Below are 19,701 nucleotides of genomic sequence, written 5' to 3'. Positions count from 1 at the left end.
CATTGAAACCGATTCCCCTGCGCCCCATCTAAGCACCATAGTCATTCACGCAGGTGCCCCATGAGCGACCAGCAGGATTTCCCGGAACACCCCGACGAACACAGCGAAGTCGAGCACACCACCCAGGCCGAAACCGGCCACGCCCTCGCCCTGCCCGGCCAGCAGCTGCCGGACAAGGTCTACGTGATCCCGATCCACAACCGCCCGTTCTTCCCGGCCCAGGTACTCCCGGTCATCGTCAATGAAGAACCTTGGGCAGAAACCCTCGACCTGGTGGCCAAGTCACCCGACCACTGCCTGGCGTTGTTCTTCATGGACACCCCGCCAGAAGACCATCGCCATTTCGACACCTCGGCCTTGCCGCAGTACGGCACGCTGGTCAAGGTGCACCATGCCAGCCGCGAAAACGGCAAACTGCAGTTCGTCGCCCAGGGCCTGACCCGGGTACGCATCCGCAACTGGCTCAAGCACCACCGCCCCCCCTACCTGGTCGAAGTTGAATACCCGCGCCAGCCCGCCGAGCCGACTGACGAGGTCAAGGCCTACGGCATGGCCCTGATCAACGCGATCAAGGAACTGCTGCCGCTCAACCCGCTGTACAGCGAAGAGCTGAAGAACTACCTCAACCGCTTCAGCCCCAACGACCCCTCACCGCTCACCGACTTCGCTGCCGCGCTGACTTCGGCCACCGGCAACCAGTTGCAGGAAGTACTCGACTGCGTGCCCATGCTCAAGCGCATGGAAAAGGTCCTGCCGATGCTGCGCAAAGAGGTGGAAGTCGCGCGCCTGCAGAACGAGATCTCGGCCGAGGTGAACCGGCAGATCGGCGAACACCAGCGCGAGTTCTTCCTCAAGGAGCAACTCAAGGTCATCCAGCAGGAGCTGGGCCTGACCAAGGACGACCGCAGCGCCGACCTTGAACAGTTCGAACAGCGCCTGGAAGGCAAGACCCTGCCGCCCCAGGCACGCAAGCGCCTGGATGAAGAGATGGGCAAACTGGCCATTCTCGAAACCGGTTCGCCCGAGTACGCCGTCACCCGCAACTACCTCGAATGGGCCACCGCCCTGCCGTGGGGCGTGTACGGCAAGGACAAGCTCGACCTCAAGCATGCGCGCAAAGTCCTCGACCAGCACCATGCCGGCCTCGACGACATCAAGGAACGCATTATCGAATTCCTCGCCGTGGGGGCCTGGAAAGGCGAAATCAGTGGCTCGATCGTGCTGCTGGTGGGCCCGCCCGGGGTGGGCAAGACCAGCATAGGCAAGTCCATCGCCGAGTCGCTTGGCCGGCCGTTCTATCGCTTCAGCGTTGGCGGCATGCGTGACGAAGCCGAAATCAAGGGCCACCGCCGCACCTACATCGGCGCCCAGCCTGGCAAGCTGGTACAGGCCTTGAAAGACGTCGAAGTGATGAACCCGGTGATCATGCTCGACGAGATCGACAAGATGGGCCAGAGCTACCAGGGTGACCCGGCTTCCGCCTTGCTGGAAACCCTCGACCCGGAGCAGAACGTCGACTTCCTCGACCACTACCTCGACTTGCGCCTTGACCTGTCCAAAGTGCTGTTCGTGTGCACCGCCAACACCCTCGACTCGATCCCCGGGCCGTTGCTCGACCGCATGGAAGTGATCCGCCTGTCCGGCTACATCACCGAGGAAAAACTGGCCATTGCCAAGCGCCACCTGTGGCCCAAACAACTGGAAAAAGCGGGCGTTTCAAAGACCAGCCTGAGCATCAGCGACAGCGCTCTGCGCCTGGTGATCGAAGGCTATGCCCGCGAGGCGGGCGTGCGCCAGTTGGAGAAGCAACTGGGCAAGCTGGTGCGCAAGGCCGTGGTCAAGCTGCTGGAAAACCCCGAAGCCAAGCTGAAGATCGGCACCAAGGACCTGGAAGCCGCACTCGGCATACCGGTGTTCCGCAGTGAGCAGGTACTGGCGGGCAAAGGCGTGATCACCGGCCTGGCCTGGACCAGCATGGGCGGCGCCACGTTGCCGATCGAGGCAACCCGCATCCACACCCTCAACCGCGGCTTCAAACTGACCGGCAAACTGGGTGACGTGATGAAAGAGTCGGCCGAAATTGCCTACAGCTACGTCAGCTCCAACCTCAAGCAGTTTGGCGGTGACCCTGGCTTCTTCAACGAAGCGTTCATCCACTTGCACGTTCCTGAAGGCGCCACGCCCAAGGACGGCCCGAGTGCCGGGGTCACCATGGCAAGTGCCCTGTTGTCGCTCGCCCGCGACCAGGCACCGAAGAAGGGCGTGGCCATGACGGGCGAGCTGACGCTCACCGGCCAGGTGCTGCCGATTGGCGGGGTGCGCGAGAAGGTGATTGCGGCGCGCCGGCAGAAGATCTTCGAACTGATCCTGCCGGAGCCTAACCGTGGCGACTTCGAGGAACTGCCGGACTACCTGCGCGAAGGCCTGACAGTGCATTTTGCCAAGCGCTTTGCCGACGTGGCCAAAGTCCTGTTCTAACCTGCACCGGCCACTTCGCGGCTTTGGCTTCGAAGTGGCCGGCACTGGCAACACAAAACCCGTCGATCATCGGTTATCCTCAGGTCATCGTCAGCCCCCCGGAGCCAACATGACCGCCCCTCGTCTGCTCGTTCCCCTGAGCTTCGCCCTGCTTTCTGCCTGCACGCAACACCCCACGCAGCCCGTAGAACTGGACGCCGAAAGTGAATGCCCAAAGCGCCTGCAGGTCGGTCAGATGCTGACCCTCACCCTGCCCAGCAACCCGACCACCGGCTACCGCTGGCTGGTACAGAACCCGGCACCCAACGTGCTGCAAAGCCTTGGCCCCGAGGTTTACAGCGCGCCGGAAGACGCCGGTATCGTCGGCAGCTCGGGTATTTCGACCTGGCGCTTCCAGGCCCGAGCTACCGGCGACGGCCAGCTGGTACTGGTCTACCAGCAACCCTGGGCTCCGGAAGTACGCCCGGTGCAGACCTTCGATTGCGCCATCCGGGTCAATTGAACGCACAGCGCTGGTCAGCCGACCATGCATCCAGGCTGCGGTTTGGCTAGAATGCGCCCCCTGCCTATCACCAGCCGCCTGGATTCGCCGTGAGCAAACAACCCGACCGCCTTTTCTCCCAACCTTTGGAACAGGTGCCCGACTTCGTTTTCAACGAAGACGTGGTGCGCGTGTTCCCGGACATGATCAAGCGCTCGGTGCCCGGTTACCCAACCATCGTCGAAAACCTCGGCGTGCTGGCCGCCCGCTTCGCCCAGCCGCACACCGCGCTGTACGACCTGGGCGCCTCGCTGGGTGCAGTCACGCAGTCGTTGCGCCGCCACGTGCGCAGCGACGGCTGCCGGGTGATCGCGGTGGACAATTCTGCGGCCATGGTCGAGCGCTGCCGCCAGTACCTCACCGCCCAGGACTCGATGTTCCAGGAGTTGCTGCCGGTGGATGTGCTGGAAGCCGATATCCTCGCCCTGCCCTTCGAGCCCGCCTCGGTAGTGGCGATGAACTTCACCCTGCAGTTCATCGCCCCCGACCAGCGCCTGGAACTGCTCGGGCGCATCCGCCAGGCACTGCTACCGGGTGGTGCGCTGATCCTTTCGGAGAAACTGCGCTTCGCCGATGAGCAAGCGCAGGACCTGCTCAATGAACTGCACCTGGATTTCAAGCGGGCCAATGGCTACAGCGAACTGGAAATCGCCCAGAAGCGCAGCGCCATCGAAAACGTGATGCGCCCCGACACGCTCGAAGCCCATCAAGAACGACTGCGCGCCGCCGGCTTCTCCAAAGTGGTGCCCTGGTTCCAATGCCTTAACTTCGCCTCGTTGATAGCCCTGCCATGATCGATCTGTCCCCCCTCGTCCGCCGCCTGGCGGGCACGCCCCTGGCTTCCTGGTCACAAGGCCTGCAAGCGCAACTGGAAGCCAAGCTGGAGAAAGGCCACGGCGACCTCGACCGCTGGCGCGGTGCGCTCGACGCCCTGCCTGCCCTGAAACCCAGTGAAATCGACCTGGTCAACGGGCTGCGCCTGGACTGCGACTGCGACGACGCTACCCGCGCGCAGATGCGTAAGGCACTGATGGGCCTGTCGCCGTGGCGAAAAGGGCCGTTCGATCTGTTTGGCGTGCACGTAGACACCGAATGGCATTCGGACTGGAAATGGTCGCGGGTAGGCCCGCACCTGGACCTCAAGGGCAAACGCGTGCTCGACGTCGGCTGTGGCAACGGCTACTACCAGTGGCGCATGATCGGTGCCGGCGCCGAGATGGTGATCGGTGTCGACCCCAACTGGTTGTTCTTCTGCCAGTTCCAGGCCGTGCAGCAGTACCTGCCGGAGCTGCCGGCCTGGCACCTGCCCTTCGCCCTTGAAGAGCTGCCTGCCAATCTGGAAGGCTTCGACACCGTGTTTTCCATGGGCGTGTTCTATCACCGCCGCTCCCCCATCGAGCACCTGCTGGCGCTCAAGGACTGCCTGGTCAAAGGGGGCGAGCTGGTTCTGGAAACCCTGGTGATCGAGGGCGATGAAAACCAGGTGCTAGTTCCCGAGGACCGCTACGCGCAGATGCGCAACGTCTGGTACCTGCCGTCGGTACCCGCCCTGGCGCGCTGGTTGCGCCGTGCCGGCTTCAGCGATGTGCGTTGCGTCGATGTGAGTGTGACCAGCGTCGAGGAGCAGCGCAGCACCGAGTGGATGCGCTACCAGTCGCTGGGCGACTTCCTCGACCCCAACGACCACAGCAAGACCATCGAAGGCCTGCCTGCCCCACGCCGCGCCACCCTGCTGGCGCGCAAATAAAAAAAGGCGCCCGGTTGGGCGCCTGAATGCACCTGCGCCGAGGAGCTGTAGCGGCGCAGGTGTTTGTGACCTCAATCCTTGGCCACCTCGCGGGCCTTCTCTTGCGCTTTGCGCTCACGCTCTGCAACGGCCTGTTGCTTGTCGCCGTGCAGGCGCTGCTGGTCTTCGCGGAACGCTTGCCAGAACTGCTTCGAGCGCTCCGCACCGCCCTCGGCATAGACACTGGCACTGCCCAGGGCAAGGGTGGCCAACAGCAGGTACTTGGTCAGGTTCATCGTGTTTACCTCGTGATAACCGATCAGATGCGGCCATCCTAGCGAGGGGCGGCTAACAGCAAGGTGAGGCGGGGATTACAGTCCTGCAATGTGGCCTTGTGCTGCCTGTCGGGGCCTCTTCGCAGCACCAGGCTGCTAGTACAGGATCTGTGGGAGCGGGTTCACCCGCGAAAGAGCCCCGACAGACAGCCAGATAACAGCAGCATTACAAATCCGTTATCTGCGCCGCAGCGCCATATGCATGCCGTAACATCCTGCTCATTGACCCTGATGTCACTACAGGGTCGAGAATCGCCCCCCTTTCATCACATTGAGCCTCCCATGCGCCTACTGATCATCGAGGACGAACTGCGTACCGCCGATTACCTGCAACAGGGCCTGCGCGAAAACGGCTACGTGGTCGACTGCGCCCACACCGGCACCGACGGCCTGCACCTGGCCCGCCAACAGCCCTACGACCTGGTCATCCTCGACGTCAACCTGCCTGAAATCGATGGCTGGACCGTGCTGCAGCGGCTGCGTGCCGAATCGGCCACGCGCATCATGATGCTGACCGCCCATGGTCGCCTGGCCGACCGGGTCAAAGGCCTGGACCTGGGCGCCGATGACTACCTGCTCAAGCCCTTCGAATTCCCTGAACTTCTGGCGCGTATCCGCAGCCTGCTGCGCCGTAACGATCAGCAGCTGCAGCCCAGCACCCTGCGCGTCGCAGACCTGGAACTGGACCCCGGCCGCCACCGCGCCTACCGCGCCGGGCAGCGCATTGACCTGACCGCCAAGGAGTTCGCCCTGCTGCACCTGCTGATGCGCCAAAGTGGTGAAGTGCTTTCGCGCACCCAGATCATCTCGTTGGTATGGGACATGAATTTCGACTGCGACACCAACGTGGTCGAAGTTTCGATCCGTCGCCTGCGGGCGAAGATCGACGACCCGTTCGACAACAAGCTGATCCATACCCTGCGCGGCGTAGGCTATGTACTGGAGGCGCGCGCTTGAAAAACGCCAGCCTGTCACTGCGCCTGGGCCTGAGCGTGACACTGATGGGCGCCGCACTGGTGCTGCTGCTGGCCTGCCTGGCCGTGTTCGCCCTGGATCACGAACTGGACAGCCGCGCCCGCAAGGACCTGGCGCGCAAGATGCTGCAGGTTGAACACAACCTGCGCGTCGATCTGCGCAGCGAGGACCTGGGCACCCGCGCCCATCCACTGCTCGACCTGGTGATGGGGCATGACAACCTCAGCCTCAGCGTACTGGCCCTGGAAGGCCGCCACCCGCACCTGCTCAGCCTGGGCCCGGCCCTGGAGTCGCGGGTGGGCGAGTTGCACACCGATGCCCGCCTGGCCTTTCACGCATGGCGCGACAGCAGCGGCAACCAGTTCCTCACCGTGACCCGGCTGATGCGCCTGCGCGACAACACGCCGGTGAAGGTGATGATGTCGCTCAACCGCGCCGACGACAACGCCCTGCTGCAGGCCTACCTGCATTCGACCTTGCTCGCCTTGCCACTGCTGCTGCTATTGATCGGTGCAGGCGCCTGGTGGCTGATGCAGCGCGGCCTGAAACCACTGCGGCGCTTCCGGCGCATTGCCGGGCAAGTGTCGGCCCAGGACCTGCAACATCGCCTGCCGGCTACCGGCCTGCCGCAAGAACTGGCGCAATTGGCCAGCAGCATCAACGTGATGCTCGACCGCCTCGATCAGGGCGTGAGCCAGTTGTCGCAGTTCTCCGACGATCTGGCCCATGAGTTGCGTACCCCGTTGAGCAACCTGATGGGCAAGGCGCAAGTGACCCTGGCCCGTGAGCGGGACAACGCCAACTACCGGGAAGTACTGGAAGACAGTATCGAGGAGCTGACCCGGCTCAACCGCATCATCAATGACATGCTGTTTCTTGCCCAGGTCAGCCAGCCGCAAACGCAGGTTGCATTGAAACCCTTGGCCCTGGCTGACGAGGCAGCGCGAGTTGTCGAGCTGTTTGCCTTCAGTGCCGAGGGGAAATCAGTCGAGCTGCGTGTGCTGGGGTGGGGAACGGCGCTGGCGGATCGGCTGATGTTTCAGCGGGCGTTGTCGAACCTGCTGAGCAATGCCATCCGCCACAGCCCTGAGGGTGAGCGCGTCGAGTTGCGGATTGAACGTTCAGGCAGCGAAGTATGGCTTTCGGTAGAGAACCAGGGGCCCGGCATTGCTACAGAACACCAGTCGCGCTTGTTCGAGCGGTTTTACCGGGTGGGCCCGGGGCGTTCGCGGCTGGAGGGCGGAACCGGGTTGGGGTTGGCGATCGTGAAGTCGATCATGCAGCTGCATGGCGGGCGGGTCGAAGTGAACAGCAGCCCCTTGGGGCCTACCCGCTTCACCCTGGTGTTTCCTGCCGAGTAATCGGCTGCCTGTAGCGGCCTCTTCGCGGGTAAACCCGCTCCCACAAGTACTCCGCAGGCCTTAAGGCTTGTGCAATCCCTGTGGGAGCGGGTTTACCCGCGAAGAGGCCAGTACAGGCAACCAATCAGTCAGCGCGAAGCCGCCACGATCAGTGCCTTCATCTCGGCCACTGCGGCTTTGAAGCCTACAAACAAGGCATGCGCCACCAGCGCGTGGCCAATGTTCAGCTCATTGATGCCCTTGATCGCCGCCACCGCCTCGACGTTGTGGTAATGCAGCCCGTGGCCAGCATTGACGATCAGCCCCTGCCCCACGCCAAACGCCACGCCATCAACGATACGCTGCAACTCCTCGGCCACTTCGGTCGGGGTTTGGGCGTCGGCATAACGCCCGGTATGCAGCTCGATGGCCGGCGCCCCCACCCGGCGAGAGGCCTCGATCTGGCGCTCGTCAGCATCGATGAACAGCGACACTTCGGCACCGGTGCGGGCAAGGCGCTCCACGGCCGCCTTGATCCGTGCCTCCTGCCCCGCCACGTCCAGGCCACCTTCGGTAGTCAGTTCCTGACGGGTTTCAGGCACCAGGCAGATGTGCGCCGGGCGGATCTTCTCGGCAAAGGCCATCATCTCTTCGGTGACGCCCATTTCGAAGTTCATGCGCGTCTGCAGCACATCCTTGAGGAGCACCACGTCACGTTCCTGGATGTGCCGACGGTCTTCGCGCAGGTGCACGGTGATGCCATCGGCGCCCGCTTCCTCGGCGTCCAGGGCAGCCTTGACAGGGTCAGGGTAACGCGTGCCCCGGGCTTGGCGCAGGGTCGCCACGTGGTCGATGTTTACGCCAAGAAGCATGCGGTTGCTGTGAGTCACGAAAGGCTCTCCTGAAGGTTGAGCCCCACAGCATACGTCGTGATCAGCGCTTGCGAAACAGTTCCCGGCTGACCAACGGTTTTGCGCCCAGGTGAACCGCCAGTGCCTGGCGCATCAGGCGCTTGGCCGCGAGCAACGCGCCTGGGGTGTCCCAGTCGGCGTCGGCCAGGGCCATCAGCTCGATGCCGCGAAACAGGCCGGGTTGCACCAGTTCGACCCGCTCCAGGCCGGCATCCACACGCAAGCGGTACAGCCCGTCTGCGGCGATGGGTTGGTCGTTGACGTCATGATTCAAGGAGAACGCATAACCGAGTTCGTCCAGCAGCCGCCATTCGAACGAACGCAGCAGCGGCTCCAGCGGGCGCCCGGCGGCCAAGGCCTGCAAGGTCAGGGCGTAGTGCTCGAACAGGGCCGGGAACGGCGCTTCGGCGGGCAGCAGCCGCATGAGCAGTTCATTGAGGTACAACCCGCTGAACAGGGCATCGCCGTGCAGCCAGGCGGCGATGCCGGCGCTGTCCATCCGCCCGACATTCTTCAGCTCGCCACGCCCGCGCAGCTCCACCTCAAGCGGCACGAACGGCCGCACCAGGCTGCCGCCCTTGCCACGCGCACGCCGCAGTACAGCGCGCATGCGGCCCTGCGGCGTGAGGAAGTCCACCAGCGCGCTGGTTTCCTTGTAGGCACGGCTGTGCAGCACGTAGGCTGGCTGGCCGACAGGTTGTTCCATTAGCGTTTACCCGGCCCGTGGTTGTGGGAGCGGCCTCGTGTCGCGAAAGGGCCGCAACGCGGCCCCCCGGATTTCAGCATTGCCGCCAAAATGGCTGGGGCTGCTTCGCAGCCCTTTCGCGACGCTAGGCCGCTCCCACAAGGGCCGCCTTGAGCCTTAGAGGTCGCCGTAGCCCAGCGAGCGCAGGGCGCGCTCGTCGTCGGACCAGCCGCCCTTCACCTTGACCCATAGGTTGAGCATGACCTTGGAGTCGAACAGCACTTCCATGTCCTTGCGCGCCTCGGAGCCGATGCGCTTGATGCGCTCGCCCTTGTCGCCAATGATGATTTTTTTCTGGCCGTCGCGCTCGACCAGGATCAGCGCGTGAATATGCAGCACATGGCCCTGCTGCTTGAATTCTTCAATTTCCACGGTGATCTGGTACGGAAGCTCGGCACCCAACTGGCGCATGATCTTCTCGCGCACCAGTTCGGCGGCCAGGAAGCGGCTGCTGCGGTCGGTGATCTGGTCTTCCGGGAAGAAGTGATCGTTCTCGGGCAGGTGCTTGGCGATCTGTGCTTCCAGCGCTTCGAGGTTGTGCCCCTGCTGCGCAGAAATAGGCATGACTTCGGCGTTTGGCAGTTGCTCCTGCAGCCACTGCAGGTGCGGGATCAGCTCGGCCTTCTCTTCCATGCGGTCGGTCTTGTTGACCGCGATGATCAGCGGGCCGGTCACGTACTGCACGCGCTCCAGCACCAGTTGGTCCTCGTCGGTCCACTTGGTGCGGTCGACCACGAAGATCACCACGTCGACGTCCTTCAGGGCCGCCGAGGCGTTGCGGTTCATGTAGCGGTTCAAGGCTTTGTCGTTGGCCTTGTGCATACCGGGGGTGTCGACGTAGATCGCCTGCACATCACCTTCGGTCTTGATGCCGAGCATGTTGTGGCGGGTGGTCTGCGGCTTGCGCGAAGTGATCGCCAGCTTCTGGCCCAGGATGTGGTTGAGCAAGGTCGACTTGCCCACGTTGGGGCGGCCGACAATGGCCACGTAGCCGCAGCGCGTCGGGTTGTTATCAGTCATTGCCATTCTCCACGCCCAGGGCGATCAGTGCGGACGCGGCAGCGACTTGCTCGGCAATACGCCGGCTAACGCCCTGACCACGACTTTTGTTGTTCAGCAGCACGACTTCGCATTCGACGAAGAAAGTACGGCAGTGCGGTTCACCCTGGATATCCACTACTTCGTAACGCGGCAGCTCACAGCTGCGCGATTGCAGGAATTCTTGCAGGCGGGTTTTCGGGTCCTTGTTGGTGTCGACCAGGGTCAGGCCTTCGAACTCGTCGGCCAGCCAGGCCAGGACGCGTTCCCGGGCCGTGTCCATGTCGGCGTCCAGGTAGATGGCTCCGATCAGTGCCTCCAGGGCGTCGGCCAGGATCGACTCACGACGGAAACCGCCACTTTTGAGCTCACCCGAACCCAGGCGCAGGTATTCGCCCAGGTCGAAACCACGGGCCAGGCGGGCCAGGGTCTCGCCCTTGACCAAGCGCGCGCGCAGGCGCGACAGCTGGCCTTCGCGGGCCTGCGGGAAGCGCTCGAACAGCGCTTCGCCGGCGACGAAGTTGAGAATGGCGTCACCGAGAAACTCCAGGCGCTCGTTATTGCGCCCGGCATAGCTGCGATGGGTCAGTGCCAGAAGCATCTGGTCCTGATTCTTGAAGGTATAACCGAGCTTTCGCTCCAGATGGGCAAGGGAAGCACTCATGCAACCACCCGTTTGTTGTTCAACGCGTTGTTCAAATCAACATCCTGAAAGACTGTTTGGCTGTGGCCCGCCGCCGTATGCGACGAATCTCCCGATCCCTGAGAACACAGCCTATGTCAGAAATGCATTCGGCGCTGTCTGCTGGACAGCGCCGATGGGTATCAATGGATCAGGCCGACCCGCGACAGGTTGGGCAGGTGGCTGAGCTTGGGCTCTGGCCAGCTCATCCACACCGCAAAGGCCTTGCCGACGATGTTCCGGTCCGGAACCATGCCGTGCAGTTCCTTGGGAATGTTCGGATCATCCCAGTAACGGCTGTCGTTGGAGTTGTCGCGGTTGTCGCCCATCATGAAGTAATGGCCTGCCGGCACGGTCCACTGCTGGTCCGGCGGCATGCGATAACGGCTCATTTCCTTGCGGATCAGGTGTTCGGCCTCGCCGAGCTTTTCCTTGTACAGCTCGGCGCTGCCCAAGGTGCCCGGTTCGGTGCCCACCAGTTGTTCGGCAATCGGCTGGCCGTTGACGAACAGCCGCTTGTCGTTGGTGTAGCGGATCTGGTCGCCCGGCAGGCCGACCACTCGCTTGATGTAATTGACGTTCGGGTCGCTCGGATAGCGGAACACCATTACATCACCGCGTTGCGGGTCACCCACCTCGATGACCTTCTTGTCGATCACCGGCAGGGGAATACCGTACGAGAACTTGTTCACCAGGATGAAGTCGCCCACTTCCAGGGTCGGTTTCATCGACCCCGAAGGAATCTGGAACGGCTCGACCAGGAATGAACGCAGCACCAGCACGATGAACAGCACCGGAAAGAACGATTTACCGTACTCGACCAGCAACGGTTCCTTGTTCAGGCGCTCGACAACGGCCATCTCGGGCTGGCTGACGCTGCCCTGATAGTTGGCGATTGCCGCACGCCGGCGCGGGGCCAGGAACAGCAGGTCGATCAAGCCCAGCAGACCGCAGACAAAGACGGCGATGACTAGCAACAGCGGGAAATTTAGCGACATAGGACCTAGCTATCCAACCTGAGCACGGCGAGGAAGGCTTCTTGTGGAATTTCCACGTTGCCTACCTGTTTCATGCGTTTCTTACCGGCCTTCTGCTTCTCCAGCAGTTTCTTCTTACGGCTGACGTCACCACCGTAGCACTTGGCCAGTACGTTCTTTCTGAGCGCCTTGACGGTTGTCCGCGCGATGATCTGGCCGCCAATGGCTGCCTGGATCGCCACGTCGAACATCTGCCGAGGGATCAGTTCCTTCATCTTCTCGGTCAACGCACGGCCTTTGTAGGCCGCGTTGTCGCGGTGCACGATCAATGCCAGGGCATCGACCTTGTCGCCGTTGATCAGTACGTCCAGTTTGACCAGATTGGCCGACTGGTAGCGATCAAAATGATAATCCAGCGAAGCATAGCCGCGGCTGGTGGACTTGAGACGGTCGAAGAAGTCCAGGACCACTTCGTTCATCGGCATGTCGTAACGCACCTGCACCTGGCTGCCGAGGAACTGCATGTCGCGCTGCACGCCACGCTTCTCGATGCACAGGGTGATGACGTTACCCAGGTGTTCCTGCGGCACCAGGATGGTCGCGGTGACGATCGGCTCGCGGAAGTCGGTCACAGCCGAGACATCCGGCAGTTTTGACGGGTTATCGACGATGATGGTTTCGCCGGTCTTCAGCTCGAGCTCGTAGATCACGCTCGGGGCGGTGGTAATCAGGTCCAGGTCGTATTCGCGCTCCAGGCGCTCCTGGATGATCTCCATGTGCAGCATGCCGAGGAAACCGCAACGGAAGCCGAAGCCCAGGGCGTCGGAGCTTTCCGGCATGTACTGCAGCGACGAGTCGTTGAGGGTGAGCTTCTGCAATGCGTCGCGGAAGTCTTCGAAGTCGTCGGAGCTGACCGGGAACAGGCCGGCGTAGACCTGCGGCTGGATTTTCTTGAAGCCCGCCAGCACTTCGACCTCGGGGGTCGAGGACAAGGTCAGGGTGTCACCCACCGGCGCACCGTGAATGTCTTTGATGCTGGCGATGATGAAGCCTACTTCTCCGGCTTTCAGATCAGCGGTCTGGGTATGTTTCGGGGTGAACACACCCACGCTGTCGACCAGGTGCACCTTGCCGGTGGACTTGACCAGAATCTTGTCGCCCTTCTTGACGCGGCCCTGACGCACACGCACCAGCGAGACCACGCCCAGGTAGTTGTCGAACCAGGAGTCGATGATCAGCGCCTGCAGGGGCGCGTCGATTTCGCCTACAGGCGCGGGGATGGTGTGCACCAGGCGCTCGAGCACCTCGTCTACGCCCATGCCGCTCTTGGCGCTACAGGCCACGGCGTCGGTGGCGTCGATGCCGATGATCTTCTCGATCTCGTCCTTGACGCGGTCCGGGTCGGCCTGGGGCAGGTCCATCTTGTTCAGGACCGGCATGACTTCCAGGCCCTGCTCGATGGCGGTGTAGCAGTTGGCAACGGACTGGGCTTCAACGCCTTGGCCAGCGTCCACCACCAGCAGTGCGCCTTCACAGGCCGCCAGCGAGCGCGAGACTTCGTAGGTGAAGTCGACGTGGCCGGGGGTGTCGATGAAGTTCAGCTGGTAGGTCTTGCCGTCTTGCGCCTTGTAGTGAAGCGTGACGCTGTGGGCTTTGATGGTAATCCCGCGTTCGCGCTCCAGGTCCATCGAATCAAGCACCTGGGCTTCCATTTCGCGCGCCGACAGGCCACCGCACATCTGGATGAAACGGTCGGCCAGCGTCGACTTGCCATGGTCGATGTGGGCGATGATGGAGAAATTGCGGATATGACTCAAATCACTCACGGGTCAACACTCGAAAAGGCTGCGAGCCGGGACGCCCGCCGAAAAATAGCCGGGAATTGTACCTCAAGCAGCAGGGATATGGGAGATTCCTCTATCGGGCTGTGCCGCGCTTTGGCGCCCGCAATTGTGAATTTTCATGAAAAAGGGCAGCCGTAGCTGCCCTTTCCTGCCTGCAAAACCGCTTATTCAGCGAGCTTGAAGGTGATGAAGCTGGCACGCCCCTGACGCAGCACGCGCATGGACACCGAGCGGTTCTTCGGCAGTTCCTTGGCGATTTCGGTGAATTCCTTGGCCGAACCGATGGCCTGGTTGTTCAGGTGACTGATGACGTCACCCGGGCGCAGGCCGATCATCGCTGCCGGGCCATCCTGCACTTCCTTGATAACCACGCCGCCTTTGAGTTCGAGGGACTTTTTCTGCTCGGCGGTCAGGTCGGCCACCGAAACGCCCAGGCGGTTGCTGCTACGCTCGGCGCTGCCTTCGACACCGGCACCGATTTCGGCATCGTCATCCGGCATCGCGCCGACACCCACATCCAGGGTCTGGCGCTTGCCGTTGCGGATGATCTCCAGCTTGGCTTTTTCGCCGTCCTTGAGGCTACCGACCAGATGCGGCAGGTCCGCCGACATGACGATCGGCTGGCCGTTCATGCTCAGGATCACGTCACCCACCTGCAGGCCACCTTTGGCTGCCGGGCCGTCTTCCAGCACCTGGGCCACCAGCGCACCCGCCGGCTTGTCCAGGCCGAAGGATTCGGCCAGGTCCTTGTTGACCTCCTGAATCACCACGCCCAGCCAGCCGCGGCTGACCTTGCCGTCTTTCTTCAACTGGTTGGACACATCGATCGCCACATCGATCGGGATGGCGAACGACAGACCCATGAAGCCGCCAGAACGGGTGAAGATCTGCGAGTTGATACCCACCACTTCGCCCTTCATATTGAACAGCGGGCCGCCCGAGTTACCCGGGTTGATGGCCACGTCGGTCTGGATGAACGGCACATAGGTCTCGTTGGGCAGCGTGCGGCCCTTGGCGCTGACGATACCTTTGGTCACCGAATGGTCGAAGCCGAACGGCGAACCGATGGCCAGCACCCACTCACCCACCTTGAGCTTCTCGGAATCACCCAGCTTCACGATCGGCAGGTTCTTGCCTTCGACCTTGAGCAGGGCCACGTCGGTGCGCGGGTCGGTGCCGACCAGCTTGGCCTGCAGCTCGCTGCGGTCCGACAGGCGGACAATGATTTCGTCGGCGTCGGCCACCACGTGGTTGTTGGTCAGCACATAACCATCGCTGGAAATGATGAAGCCCGAACCGAGCGATTGCGCCTCACGCTGACGGTCGCCACGCGGCGAGCGCGGCTGCTGCGGCATGTTGCGCTCGAAGAATTCGCGGAACATCGGCGGCAGGCCTTCCAGGTCCGGCATCTGCCCAGCGGCAACGCGACGGTCCGGCAGCTTCTGCTTGGTACTGATGTTGACCACTGCCGGCGAGGCCTGCTCTACCAGCGTGGTGAAGTCGGGCAGGGCTTCCTCGGCCTGGGCGGTGAGCACCTGGCCGAGCATGAGCACGGCGGCGAACATCGATAGGTAGGATTTCAAGCGTGGTGTTGACATACGACTCCCGTCACAACGAGCGGTAGTTTAGAAAGGCCCCTGCACAAAGCAGGAAAGGCCAGGCTCCAAGAAGCCTGACCTATAGAAAATTTGCCAGTAGATTGCAAATGACAATGCTTTAATTTCATTTCAGGCGCATATCCGTTCGCCTTGGCATGGCCCGCAAAAGCGCACCATTACTGGCGCGCCTGGGCATCCTGGGGGCGCATCGACAATGCGACGCGTTCTGCCGTACCGAGCGGAATTTCGCCGACCACGGTGACCATCACCTTGCCCTTGGGCGTGTTCAGGCGCCGCGAAACGGCCGAGGTCGGGCCAAGCTGGGTACGCACATCGGTCCCGGCATCGTCCTTCACGGGCTCAAGGAACACCGAGAAGCGCGCCAGGCCATCATCGTACATCAGGCTACTGACCGTGCTGTCACGCTTGGGGTCACGCCGTACCGAGCTGTTGACCAGCTCGAACCCTGGCGGGAGCCAATCCGAGCGCCAGCCGGCGACACTGTCACTGCTGGCAGGGGCAACACGCTGCACCGGCTTGCAGGAAGCACTGGGGCGCAGGTCATCGTCGCTGGGCGGCTTGGTGGTATCGAGGCGAGTCATCTGGAAGCGCTCCAGCAACTGCCCTTTGTCGTTGAGCATCAACGAGCGAAGCGGCAGGCCAGTGTTGCGATCCAGGTGCAGTTCGAAGGCATAGCGGTGCTGGTCGCGGGGAGTGAGCGTCACGATCACGCCATCGCGCCCGGCGACCCGTGACTTGCCCGCCACGCTCAAATCGTACCAGCCCATCAGCTTCAGCGGATCAAGCACACGCTGAGCAGCATCCGCAGGAGTAGTCACGCCGCTGACCAACGCCCCACTGACGCACTCCACCTTGCCATCCACGCGCAGGATTTCCTGGGCGGCGCCATCGAGCTGCAGCAGCCGCTCGCTGACCTTGCCGTCCTCGACCCTGTGCCAGATATCGTGGGAAGAGAAGCTACCGTTGCGTTCGTAGACGAACGAGCCCTGATAACTCTGCTTTTGCTCGGCTTGTGCCAGCTTGCCAAGCCACTCGCTCGCCTGGGGCGAGGAGTTGGCTGCCAATACCGGCACGGTCATGCAGCTGCCAATCAGCAGCGACAGAAGAGGTAGCGCGCGCATGATCCTCCTTACTTAGCGGGATTTCCCATGCTGGCGGCACGGGCGTACGGCAGGGCAGTCTCGGTGCCTTGGAGTGCGGACTCCTGGGCATGCTGACGCAGATAGCCCGGCAGACGCTGATCCCAGCCAGCCTGGTTTTGCAGCACACCGTTGGCCATCGGCCCGGTCGGCTGCTCACTGCTTTCACTATAGCCTGCCAATACGGCCGGACCCTGAGTTTGTGGCATGCTCAGGCCCTGTTGTGCAGGCTGCTGCGAAGCCAGCTCGGCGCCGGTGATCTCGTCCTGGTTGTACATCCGCACGCCTGCCAGCACCGCAACGGTGACCGAGGCGGCGACCGCCAGGCGAGCGACGCTGCGCCATGGGCCCTTGTTGACCTTGGCCGGCACGGCTTCGTCAGCCAGCGCCGCAGACACCGCCGAGGCGATATCCAGGTTAGGCAGCAGCAGCTCCTTGTGCATGGCTGCACGTGCTACCTGGTAACGCGACCAGGTGGCACGGGTTTCGGCGTCGTCTACGGCGCTCAGCACCCGACGCAGTTCCAGTTCGTCCGCTTCGTTATCCATCACCGCGGACAGCGATTCCTGCAAAGCTTCACGACTCATGGCGGTTCCTCTCTTGGCTGTCGCCGCTGTCTCAGGTTTCCTGCAACAACGGCTGCAGGGCTTTATCTATGGCCTCCCGAGCGCGGAAGATTCGAGAGCGCACGGTACCCACCGGACATTGCATGACACTGGCAATGTCTTCGTAACTCAGCCCGTCGAACTCGCGCAGGGTCAACGCCGTACGCAGGTCTTCGGGCAGTTGCTGGATGGTGCGATGGACAGTGCCTTCGATTTCATCCCGCAACAACGAGCGCTCTGGGGACTCGAGATCCTTGAGGCCATGATCGCCGTCATAAAACTCCGCATCCTCGGAGCTCACATCGCTGTCTGGCGGCCGTCTTCCACGGGACACCAGGTAGTTCTTCGCCGTGTTGATGGCGATGCGGTACAGCCAGGTATAAAACGCACTGTCACCGCGGAAATTGCCAAGCGCACGGTAGGCCTTGATAAAGGCTTCCTGTGCTACATCCTGGGCCTCGTGGGTATCGTGAACGAACCGCACGATCAACCCGAGAATCTTGTGCTGATACTTCAGCACCAACAGATCGAACGCTCGCCTGTCACCGCGCTGCACGCGCTCGACAAGCTGCTGATCCTCTTCCTGGGTTAGCATGAACACTCCTCAGTGAACTCGAAGGAGCGGTGCAACACCCATCGATCAGGCTTGCAACCATAGACTCGGGCTTTACGCAAAAGTTCTCCCCTCCAAGCAAGTTTCCTGCAGCCCTTGGTCGGCTGGCACGGAAGACGTGGCGCGGTCACGGCCGGCTACGTCGATAATCAGGTTTCGAATACGCCGGGACAGCCCGGACAGGCCTGCAACCCTGCGTCGCCGCGGCAAATTGTGACGTGCGGGCAACCTTCATAGGATTTCCGGCCATATCGGAAAGTTCCCACAAAGGTTGCCGCGCGCCTCGGTAAGTGGCCAAGTGGCATGGAAATTGGCCACCTCGGGCTGCTATAAAGGCAACCTGGCCAAGTTTAACGATAGTTTCACAATGCCATCTGCGCGTGACTATTGTGCCGCGCCCTCTCTAAAGATTACTAGTGTCCCGACATGAGCCAACAATTCCAACATGATGTCCTGGTGATCGGCAGCGGTGCCGCCGGTCTCAGCCTGGCACTGAACCTTCCCAGCCACCTGCGCGTTGCCGTGCTCAGCAAGGGCGACCTGGCCAACGGCTCGACCTTCTGGGCCCAAGGTGGCGTCGCGGCGGTGCTGGACAATACCGATACCGTGCAGTCGCATGTCGAGGACACCCTCAATGCCGGCGGCGGCCTGTGCCATGAAGATGCAGTGCGGTTTACCGTCGAACACAGCCGCGAAGCCATTCAGTGGCTGATCGAGCAAGGGGTGCCCTTTACCCGCGACGAGCACTCCAGCGTTGACGATGGCGGCTTTGAATTCCACCTCACCCGTGAGGGCGGCCATAGCCACCGACGCATCATCCACGCCGCCGACGCCACCGGCGCAGCCATATTCACCACGCTGCTGGAACAGGCGCGCCGGCGCCCGAACATCCAGCTGCTGGAGCAACGCGTGGCGGTCGACCTGATCACCGAACGCCGCCTGGGCCTGCCGGGCGAGCGTTGCCTGGGCGCCTACGTGCTCGACCGCAACACCGGTGAGGTGGACACCTTCGGCGCGCGCTTCACCGTGCTGGCCACCGGCGGTGCAGCCAAGGTCTACCTCTACACCAGCAACCCCGATGGCGCCTGCGGTGACGGCATCGCCATGGCCTGGCGGGCGGGCTGCCGGGTGGCGAACCTGGAATTCAACCAGTTCCATCCGACCTGCCTCTACCACCCGCAGGCCAAGAGCTTCCTGATCACCGAAGCACTGCGCGGTGAAGGTGCGCTGCTGCGCCTGCCCAATGGCGAGCGCTTCATGCCACGCTTCGACCCGCGCGAAGAGCTGGCCCCGCGCGACATCGTGGCCCGCGCCATCGACCACGAGATGAAGCGCCTGGGCGTGGACTGCGTGTACCTGGACATCACCCACAAGCCGGCCGATTTCGTCATGGGCCACTTCCCCACCGTGTACGAGCGCTGCCTGGCCTTTGGCATCGACATCACCCGCCAGCCGATCCCGGTCGTACCGGCGGCGCACTACACCTGTGGCGGGGTGATGGTCGATGATCGCGGCCACACCGATGTGCCAGGCTTGTACGCCATCGGCGAAACCAGCTTCACCGGCCTGCACGGTGCCAACCGCATGGCCAGCAACTCGCTGCTGGAATGCTTTGTCTATGGCCGTGCCGCCGCTGCCGACATCGAGGCGCATCTGGCACACGTGTCCATGCCCACGGCGCTGCCGGGGTGGGATGCCAGCCAGGTCACCGACTCGGACGAGGACGTGATCATCGCGCACAACTGGGACGAGCTGCGGCGCTTCATGTGGGACTACGTGGGTATCGTGCGTACCAGCAAGCGCCTGCAGCGCGCCCAGCACCGCATTCGCCTGCTGCTGGACGAAATCGACGAGTTCTACAGCAACTACAAGGTCAGCCGCGACCTGATCGAACTGCGCAACCTGGCGCAGGTGGCCGAACTGATGATCCTGTCAGCCATGCAGCGCAAGGAAAGCCGCGGGCTGCACTACACCCTGGATTACCCAGGGATGCTGGACGAGGCCAAGGACACCATCCTCAGTCCGCTCTGAAAACGGTGGCGGGGGCCTTCGCGGGCTCGCCCGCTCCCACAGGAATTCCACTGCCTTGCAGCTTTACGCAATACCTGTGGGGGCGGGCGAGCCCGCGAAGAA

The 19,701-nt window shown here is 62.6% G+C and carries 18 protein-coding genes; 7 read left to right on the top strand and 11 right to left on the bottom strand.

Features of this window, described 5'->3' with window-relative positions:
- Window positions 1-60: 60 nt before the first annotated feature.
- The 4 genes from lon (at window position 61) to cmoB (ending at window position 4,766) form a co-directional block, all read left to right on the top strand.
- On the top strand, window positions 61-2,478 hold the full coding sequence (lon, locus tag PP4_RS05050) for an endopeptidase La (RefSeq protein ID WP_016498184.1): 2,418 nt from the start codon (window positions 61-63) through the stop codon (window positions 2,476-2,478).
- 109 nt (window positions 2,479-2,587) lie between these two features.
- On the top strand, window positions 2,588-2,980 hold the full coding sequence (locus tag PP4_RS05045; RefSeq protein WP_016498183.1) for a protease inhibitor I42 family protein: 393 nt from the start codon (window positions 2,588-2,590) through the stop codon (window positions 2,978-2,980).
- An 89-nt stretch (window positions 2,981-3,069) separates the two neighbouring features.
- Window positions 3,070-3,813, top strand: coding sequence for a carboxy-S-adenosyl-L-methionine synthase CmoA (cmoA, locus tag PP4_RS05040; protein WP_016498182.1), 744 nt, complete (start codon window positions 3,070-3,072; stop codon window positions 3,811-3,813).
- Complete coding sequence (cmoB, locus tag PP4_RS05035; protein ID WP_016498181.1) at window positions 3,810-4,766, top strand: tRNA 5-methoxyuridine(34)/uridine 5-oxyacetic acid(34) synthase CmoB; 957 nt, start codon at window positions 3,810-3,812, stop codon at window positions 4,764-4,766. Before cmoA ends, cmoB begins: the two co-directional genes overlap by 4 nt.
- A gap of 71 nt (window positions 4,767-4,837) precedes the next feature.
- Here the strand turns inward: cmoB and PP4_RS05030 are convergent, their stop codons facing one another.
- Complete coding sequence (locus PP4_RS05030) at window positions 4,838-5,041, bottom strand: hypothetical protein (RefSeq protein WP_003252072.1); 204 nt, start codon at window positions 5,039-5,041, stop codon at window positions 4,838-4,840.
- A 321-nt stretch (window positions 5,042-5,362) separates the two neighbouring features.
- On the opposite strand from PP4_RS05030, the gene PP4_RS05025 reads away from it, so the two are divergent.
- On the top strand, window positions 5,363-6,037 hold the full coding sequence (locus PP4_RS05025) for a heavy metal response regulator transcription factor (protein WP_016498180.1): 675 nt from the start codon (window positions 5,363-5,365) through the stop codon (window positions 6,035-6,037).
- Window positions 6,034-7,416 carry a heavy metal sensor histidine kinase gene (locus tag PP4_RS05020; protein WP_016498179.1) on the top strand — a complete coding sequence of 461 codons (1,383 nt, stop codon included), beginning with the start codon at window positions 6,034-6,036 and terminating at the stop codon, window positions 7,414-7,416. The genes PP4_RS05025 and PP4_RS05020 overlap by 4 nt, the downstream gene beginning before the upstream one ends.
- Before the next feature lie 128 nt (window positions 7,417-7,544).
- Here PP4_RS05020 and pdxJ read toward each other — a convergent pair whose 3' ends face one another.
- From pdxJ to rpoE, 10 genes are all read right to left on the bottom strand, one after another.
- Complete coding sequence (pdxJ, locus tag PP4_RS05015) at window positions 7,545-8,267, bottom strand: pyridoxine 5'-phosphate synthase (RefSeq protein WP_218178366.1); 723 nt, start codon at window positions 8,265-8,267, stop codon at window positions 7,545-7,547.
- 61 nt (window positions 8,268-8,328) lie between these two features.
- Window positions 8,329-9,012, bottom strand: coding sequence for a DNA repair protein RecO (recO, locus tag PP4_RS05010; RefSeq protein ID WP_016498177.1), 684 nt, complete (start codon window positions 9,010-9,012; stop codon window positions 8,329-8,331).
- A 156-nt stretch (window positions 9,013-9,168) separates the two neighbouring features.
- Window positions 9,169-10,071, bottom strand: a complete 903-nt coding sequence (gene era, locus PP4_RS05005; RefSeq protein ID WP_016498176.1) for a GTPase Era — start codon at window positions 10,069-10,071, stop codon at window positions 9,169-9,171.
- Window positions 10,064-10,753, bottom strand: a complete 690-nt coding sequence (rnc, locus tag PP4_RS05000) for a ribonuclease III (protein ID WP_016488825.1) — start codon at window positions 10,751-10,753, stop codon at window positions 10,064-10,066. The genes era and rnc overlap by 8 nt, the downstream gene beginning before the upstream one ends.
- 161 nt (window positions 10,754-10,914) lie before the next feature.
- On the bottom strand, window positions 10,915-11,769 hold the full coding sequence (gene lepB, locus PP4_RS04995) for a signal peptidase I (RefSeq protein ID WP_016498175.1): 855 nt from the start codon (window positions 11,767-11,769) through the stop codon (window positions 10,915-10,917).
- A gap of 5 nt (window positions 11,770-11,774) precedes the next feature.
- The gene (gene lepA, locus PP4_RS04990; protein WP_016498174.1) at window positions 11,775-13,574 is read right to left on the bottom strand and encodes a translation elongation factor 4; all 1,800 of its coding nucleotides are present in this window, start codon (window positions 13,572-13,574) and stop codon (window positions 11,775-11,777) included.
- Window positions 13,575-13,756: 182 nt separating this feature from the next.
- Complete coding sequence (locus PP4_RS04985) at window positions 13,757-15,157, bottom strand: DegQ family serine endoprotease (protein WP_016498173.1); 1,401 nt, start codon at window positions 15,155-15,157, stop codon at window positions 13,757-13,759.
- Between the two features lie 209 nt (window positions 15,158-15,366).
- Complete coding sequence (locus tag PP4_RS04980) at window positions 15,367-16,332, bottom strand: MucB/RseB C-terminal domain-containing protein (protein ID WP_016498172.1); 966 nt, start codon at window positions 16,330-16,332, stop codon at window positions 15,367-15,369.
- Between the two features lie 8 nt (window positions 16,333-16,340).
- Complete coding sequence (locus PP4_RS04975) at window positions 16,341-16,937, bottom strand: sigma-E factor negative regulatory protein (protein WP_016498171.1); 597 nt, start codon at window positions 16,935-16,937, stop codon at window positions 16,341-16,343.
- Between the two features lie 31 nt (window positions 16,938-16,968).
- Window positions 16,969-17,550, bottom strand: coding sequence for an RNA polymerase sigma factor RpoE (rpoE, locus tag PP4_RS04970; protein ID WP_003252049.1), 582 nt, complete (start codon window positions 17,548-17,550; stop codon window positions 16,969-16,971).
- A 444-nt stretch (window positions 17,551-17,994) separates the two neighbouring features.
- On the opposite strand from rpoE, the gene nadB reads away from it, so the two are divergent.
- Entirely contained in the window at window positions 17,995-19,599 is a 1,605-nt protein-coding gene (gene nadB, locus PP4_RS04965; protein ID WP_016498170.1) for an L-aspartate oxidase, read from the top strand.
- Window positions 19,600-19,701 lie beyond the last annotated feature (102 nt).

This window comes from Pseudomonas putida NBRC 14164 (assembly GCF_000412675.1).
Classification (GTDB): domain Bacteria; phylum Pseudomonadota; class Gammaproteobacteria; order Pseudomonadales; family Pseudomonadaceae; genus Aquipseudomonas; species Aquipseudomonas putida.
The sequence above is the reverse complement of the archived record's forward strand: the minus strand, read 5'-3'. Positions and strand labels throughout refer to the sequence as shown.

Excerpts from the sequence above, each read along its gene's own strand:
- lon (WP_016498184.1), top strand. The coding sequence starts at position 61 with ATGAGCGACCAGCAGGATTTCCCGGAACACCCCGACGAACACAGCGAA.
- nadB (WP_016498170.1), top strand. The coding sequence starts at position 17,995 with ATGAGCCAACAATTCCAACATGATGTCCTGGTGATCGGCAGCGGTGCC.
- PP4_RS04975 (WP_016498171.1), bottom strand. The coding sequence starts at position 16,937 with ATGAGTCGTGAAGCTTTGCAGGAATCGCTGTCCGCGGTGATGGATAAC.
- PP4_RS04985 (WP_016498173.1), bottom strand. The coding sequence starts at position 15,157 with ATGTTCGCCGCCGTGCTCATGCTCGGCCAGGTGCTCACCGCCCAGGCC.
- PP4_RS04980 (WP_016498172.1), bottom strand. The coding sequence starts at position 16,332 with ATGCGCGCGCTACCTCTTCTGTCGCTGCTGATTGGCAGCTGCATGACC.
- recO (WP_016498177.1), bottom strand. The coding sequence starts at position 9,012 with ATGGAACAACCTGTCGGCCAGCCAGCCTACGTGCTGCACAGCCGTGCC.
- PP4_RS05025 (WP_016498180.1), top strand. The coding sequence starts at position 5,363 with ATGCGCCTACTGATCATCGAGGACGAACTGCGTACCGCCGATTACCTG.
- rnc (WP_016488825.1), bottom strand. The coding sequence starts at position 10,753 with ATGAGTGCTTCCCTTGCCCATCTGGAGCGAAAGCTCGGTTATACCTTC.
- PP4_RS05030 (WP_003252072.1), bottom strand. The coding sequence starts at position 5,041 with ATGAACCTGACCAAGTACCTGCTGTTGGCCACCCTTGCCCTGGGCAGT.
- lepB (WP_016498175.1), bottom strand. The coding sequence starts at position 11,769 with ATGTCGCTAAATTTCCCGCTGTTGCTAGTCATCGCCGTCTTTGTCTGC.
- rpoE (WP_003252049.1), bottom strand. The coding sequence starts at position 17,550 with ATGCTAACCCAGGAAGAGGATCAGCAGCTTGTCGAGCGCGTGCAGCGC.
- era (WP_016498176.1), bottom strand. The coding sequence starts at position 10,071 with ATGACTGATAACAACCCGACGCGCTGCGGCTACGTGGCCATTGTCGGC.
- pdxJ (WP_218178366.1), bottom strand. The coding sequence starts at position 8,267 with ATGCTTCTTGGCGTAAACATCGACCACGTGGCGACCCTGCGCCAAGCC.
- PP4_RS05045 (WP_016498183.1), top strand. The coding sequence starts at position 2,588 with ATGACCGCCCCTCGTCTGCTCGTTCCCCTGAGCTTCGCCCTGCTTTCT.
- cmoB (WP_016498181.1), top strand. The coding sequence starts at position 3,810 with ATGATCGATCTGTCCCCCCTCGTCCGCCGCCTGGCGGGCACGCCCCTG.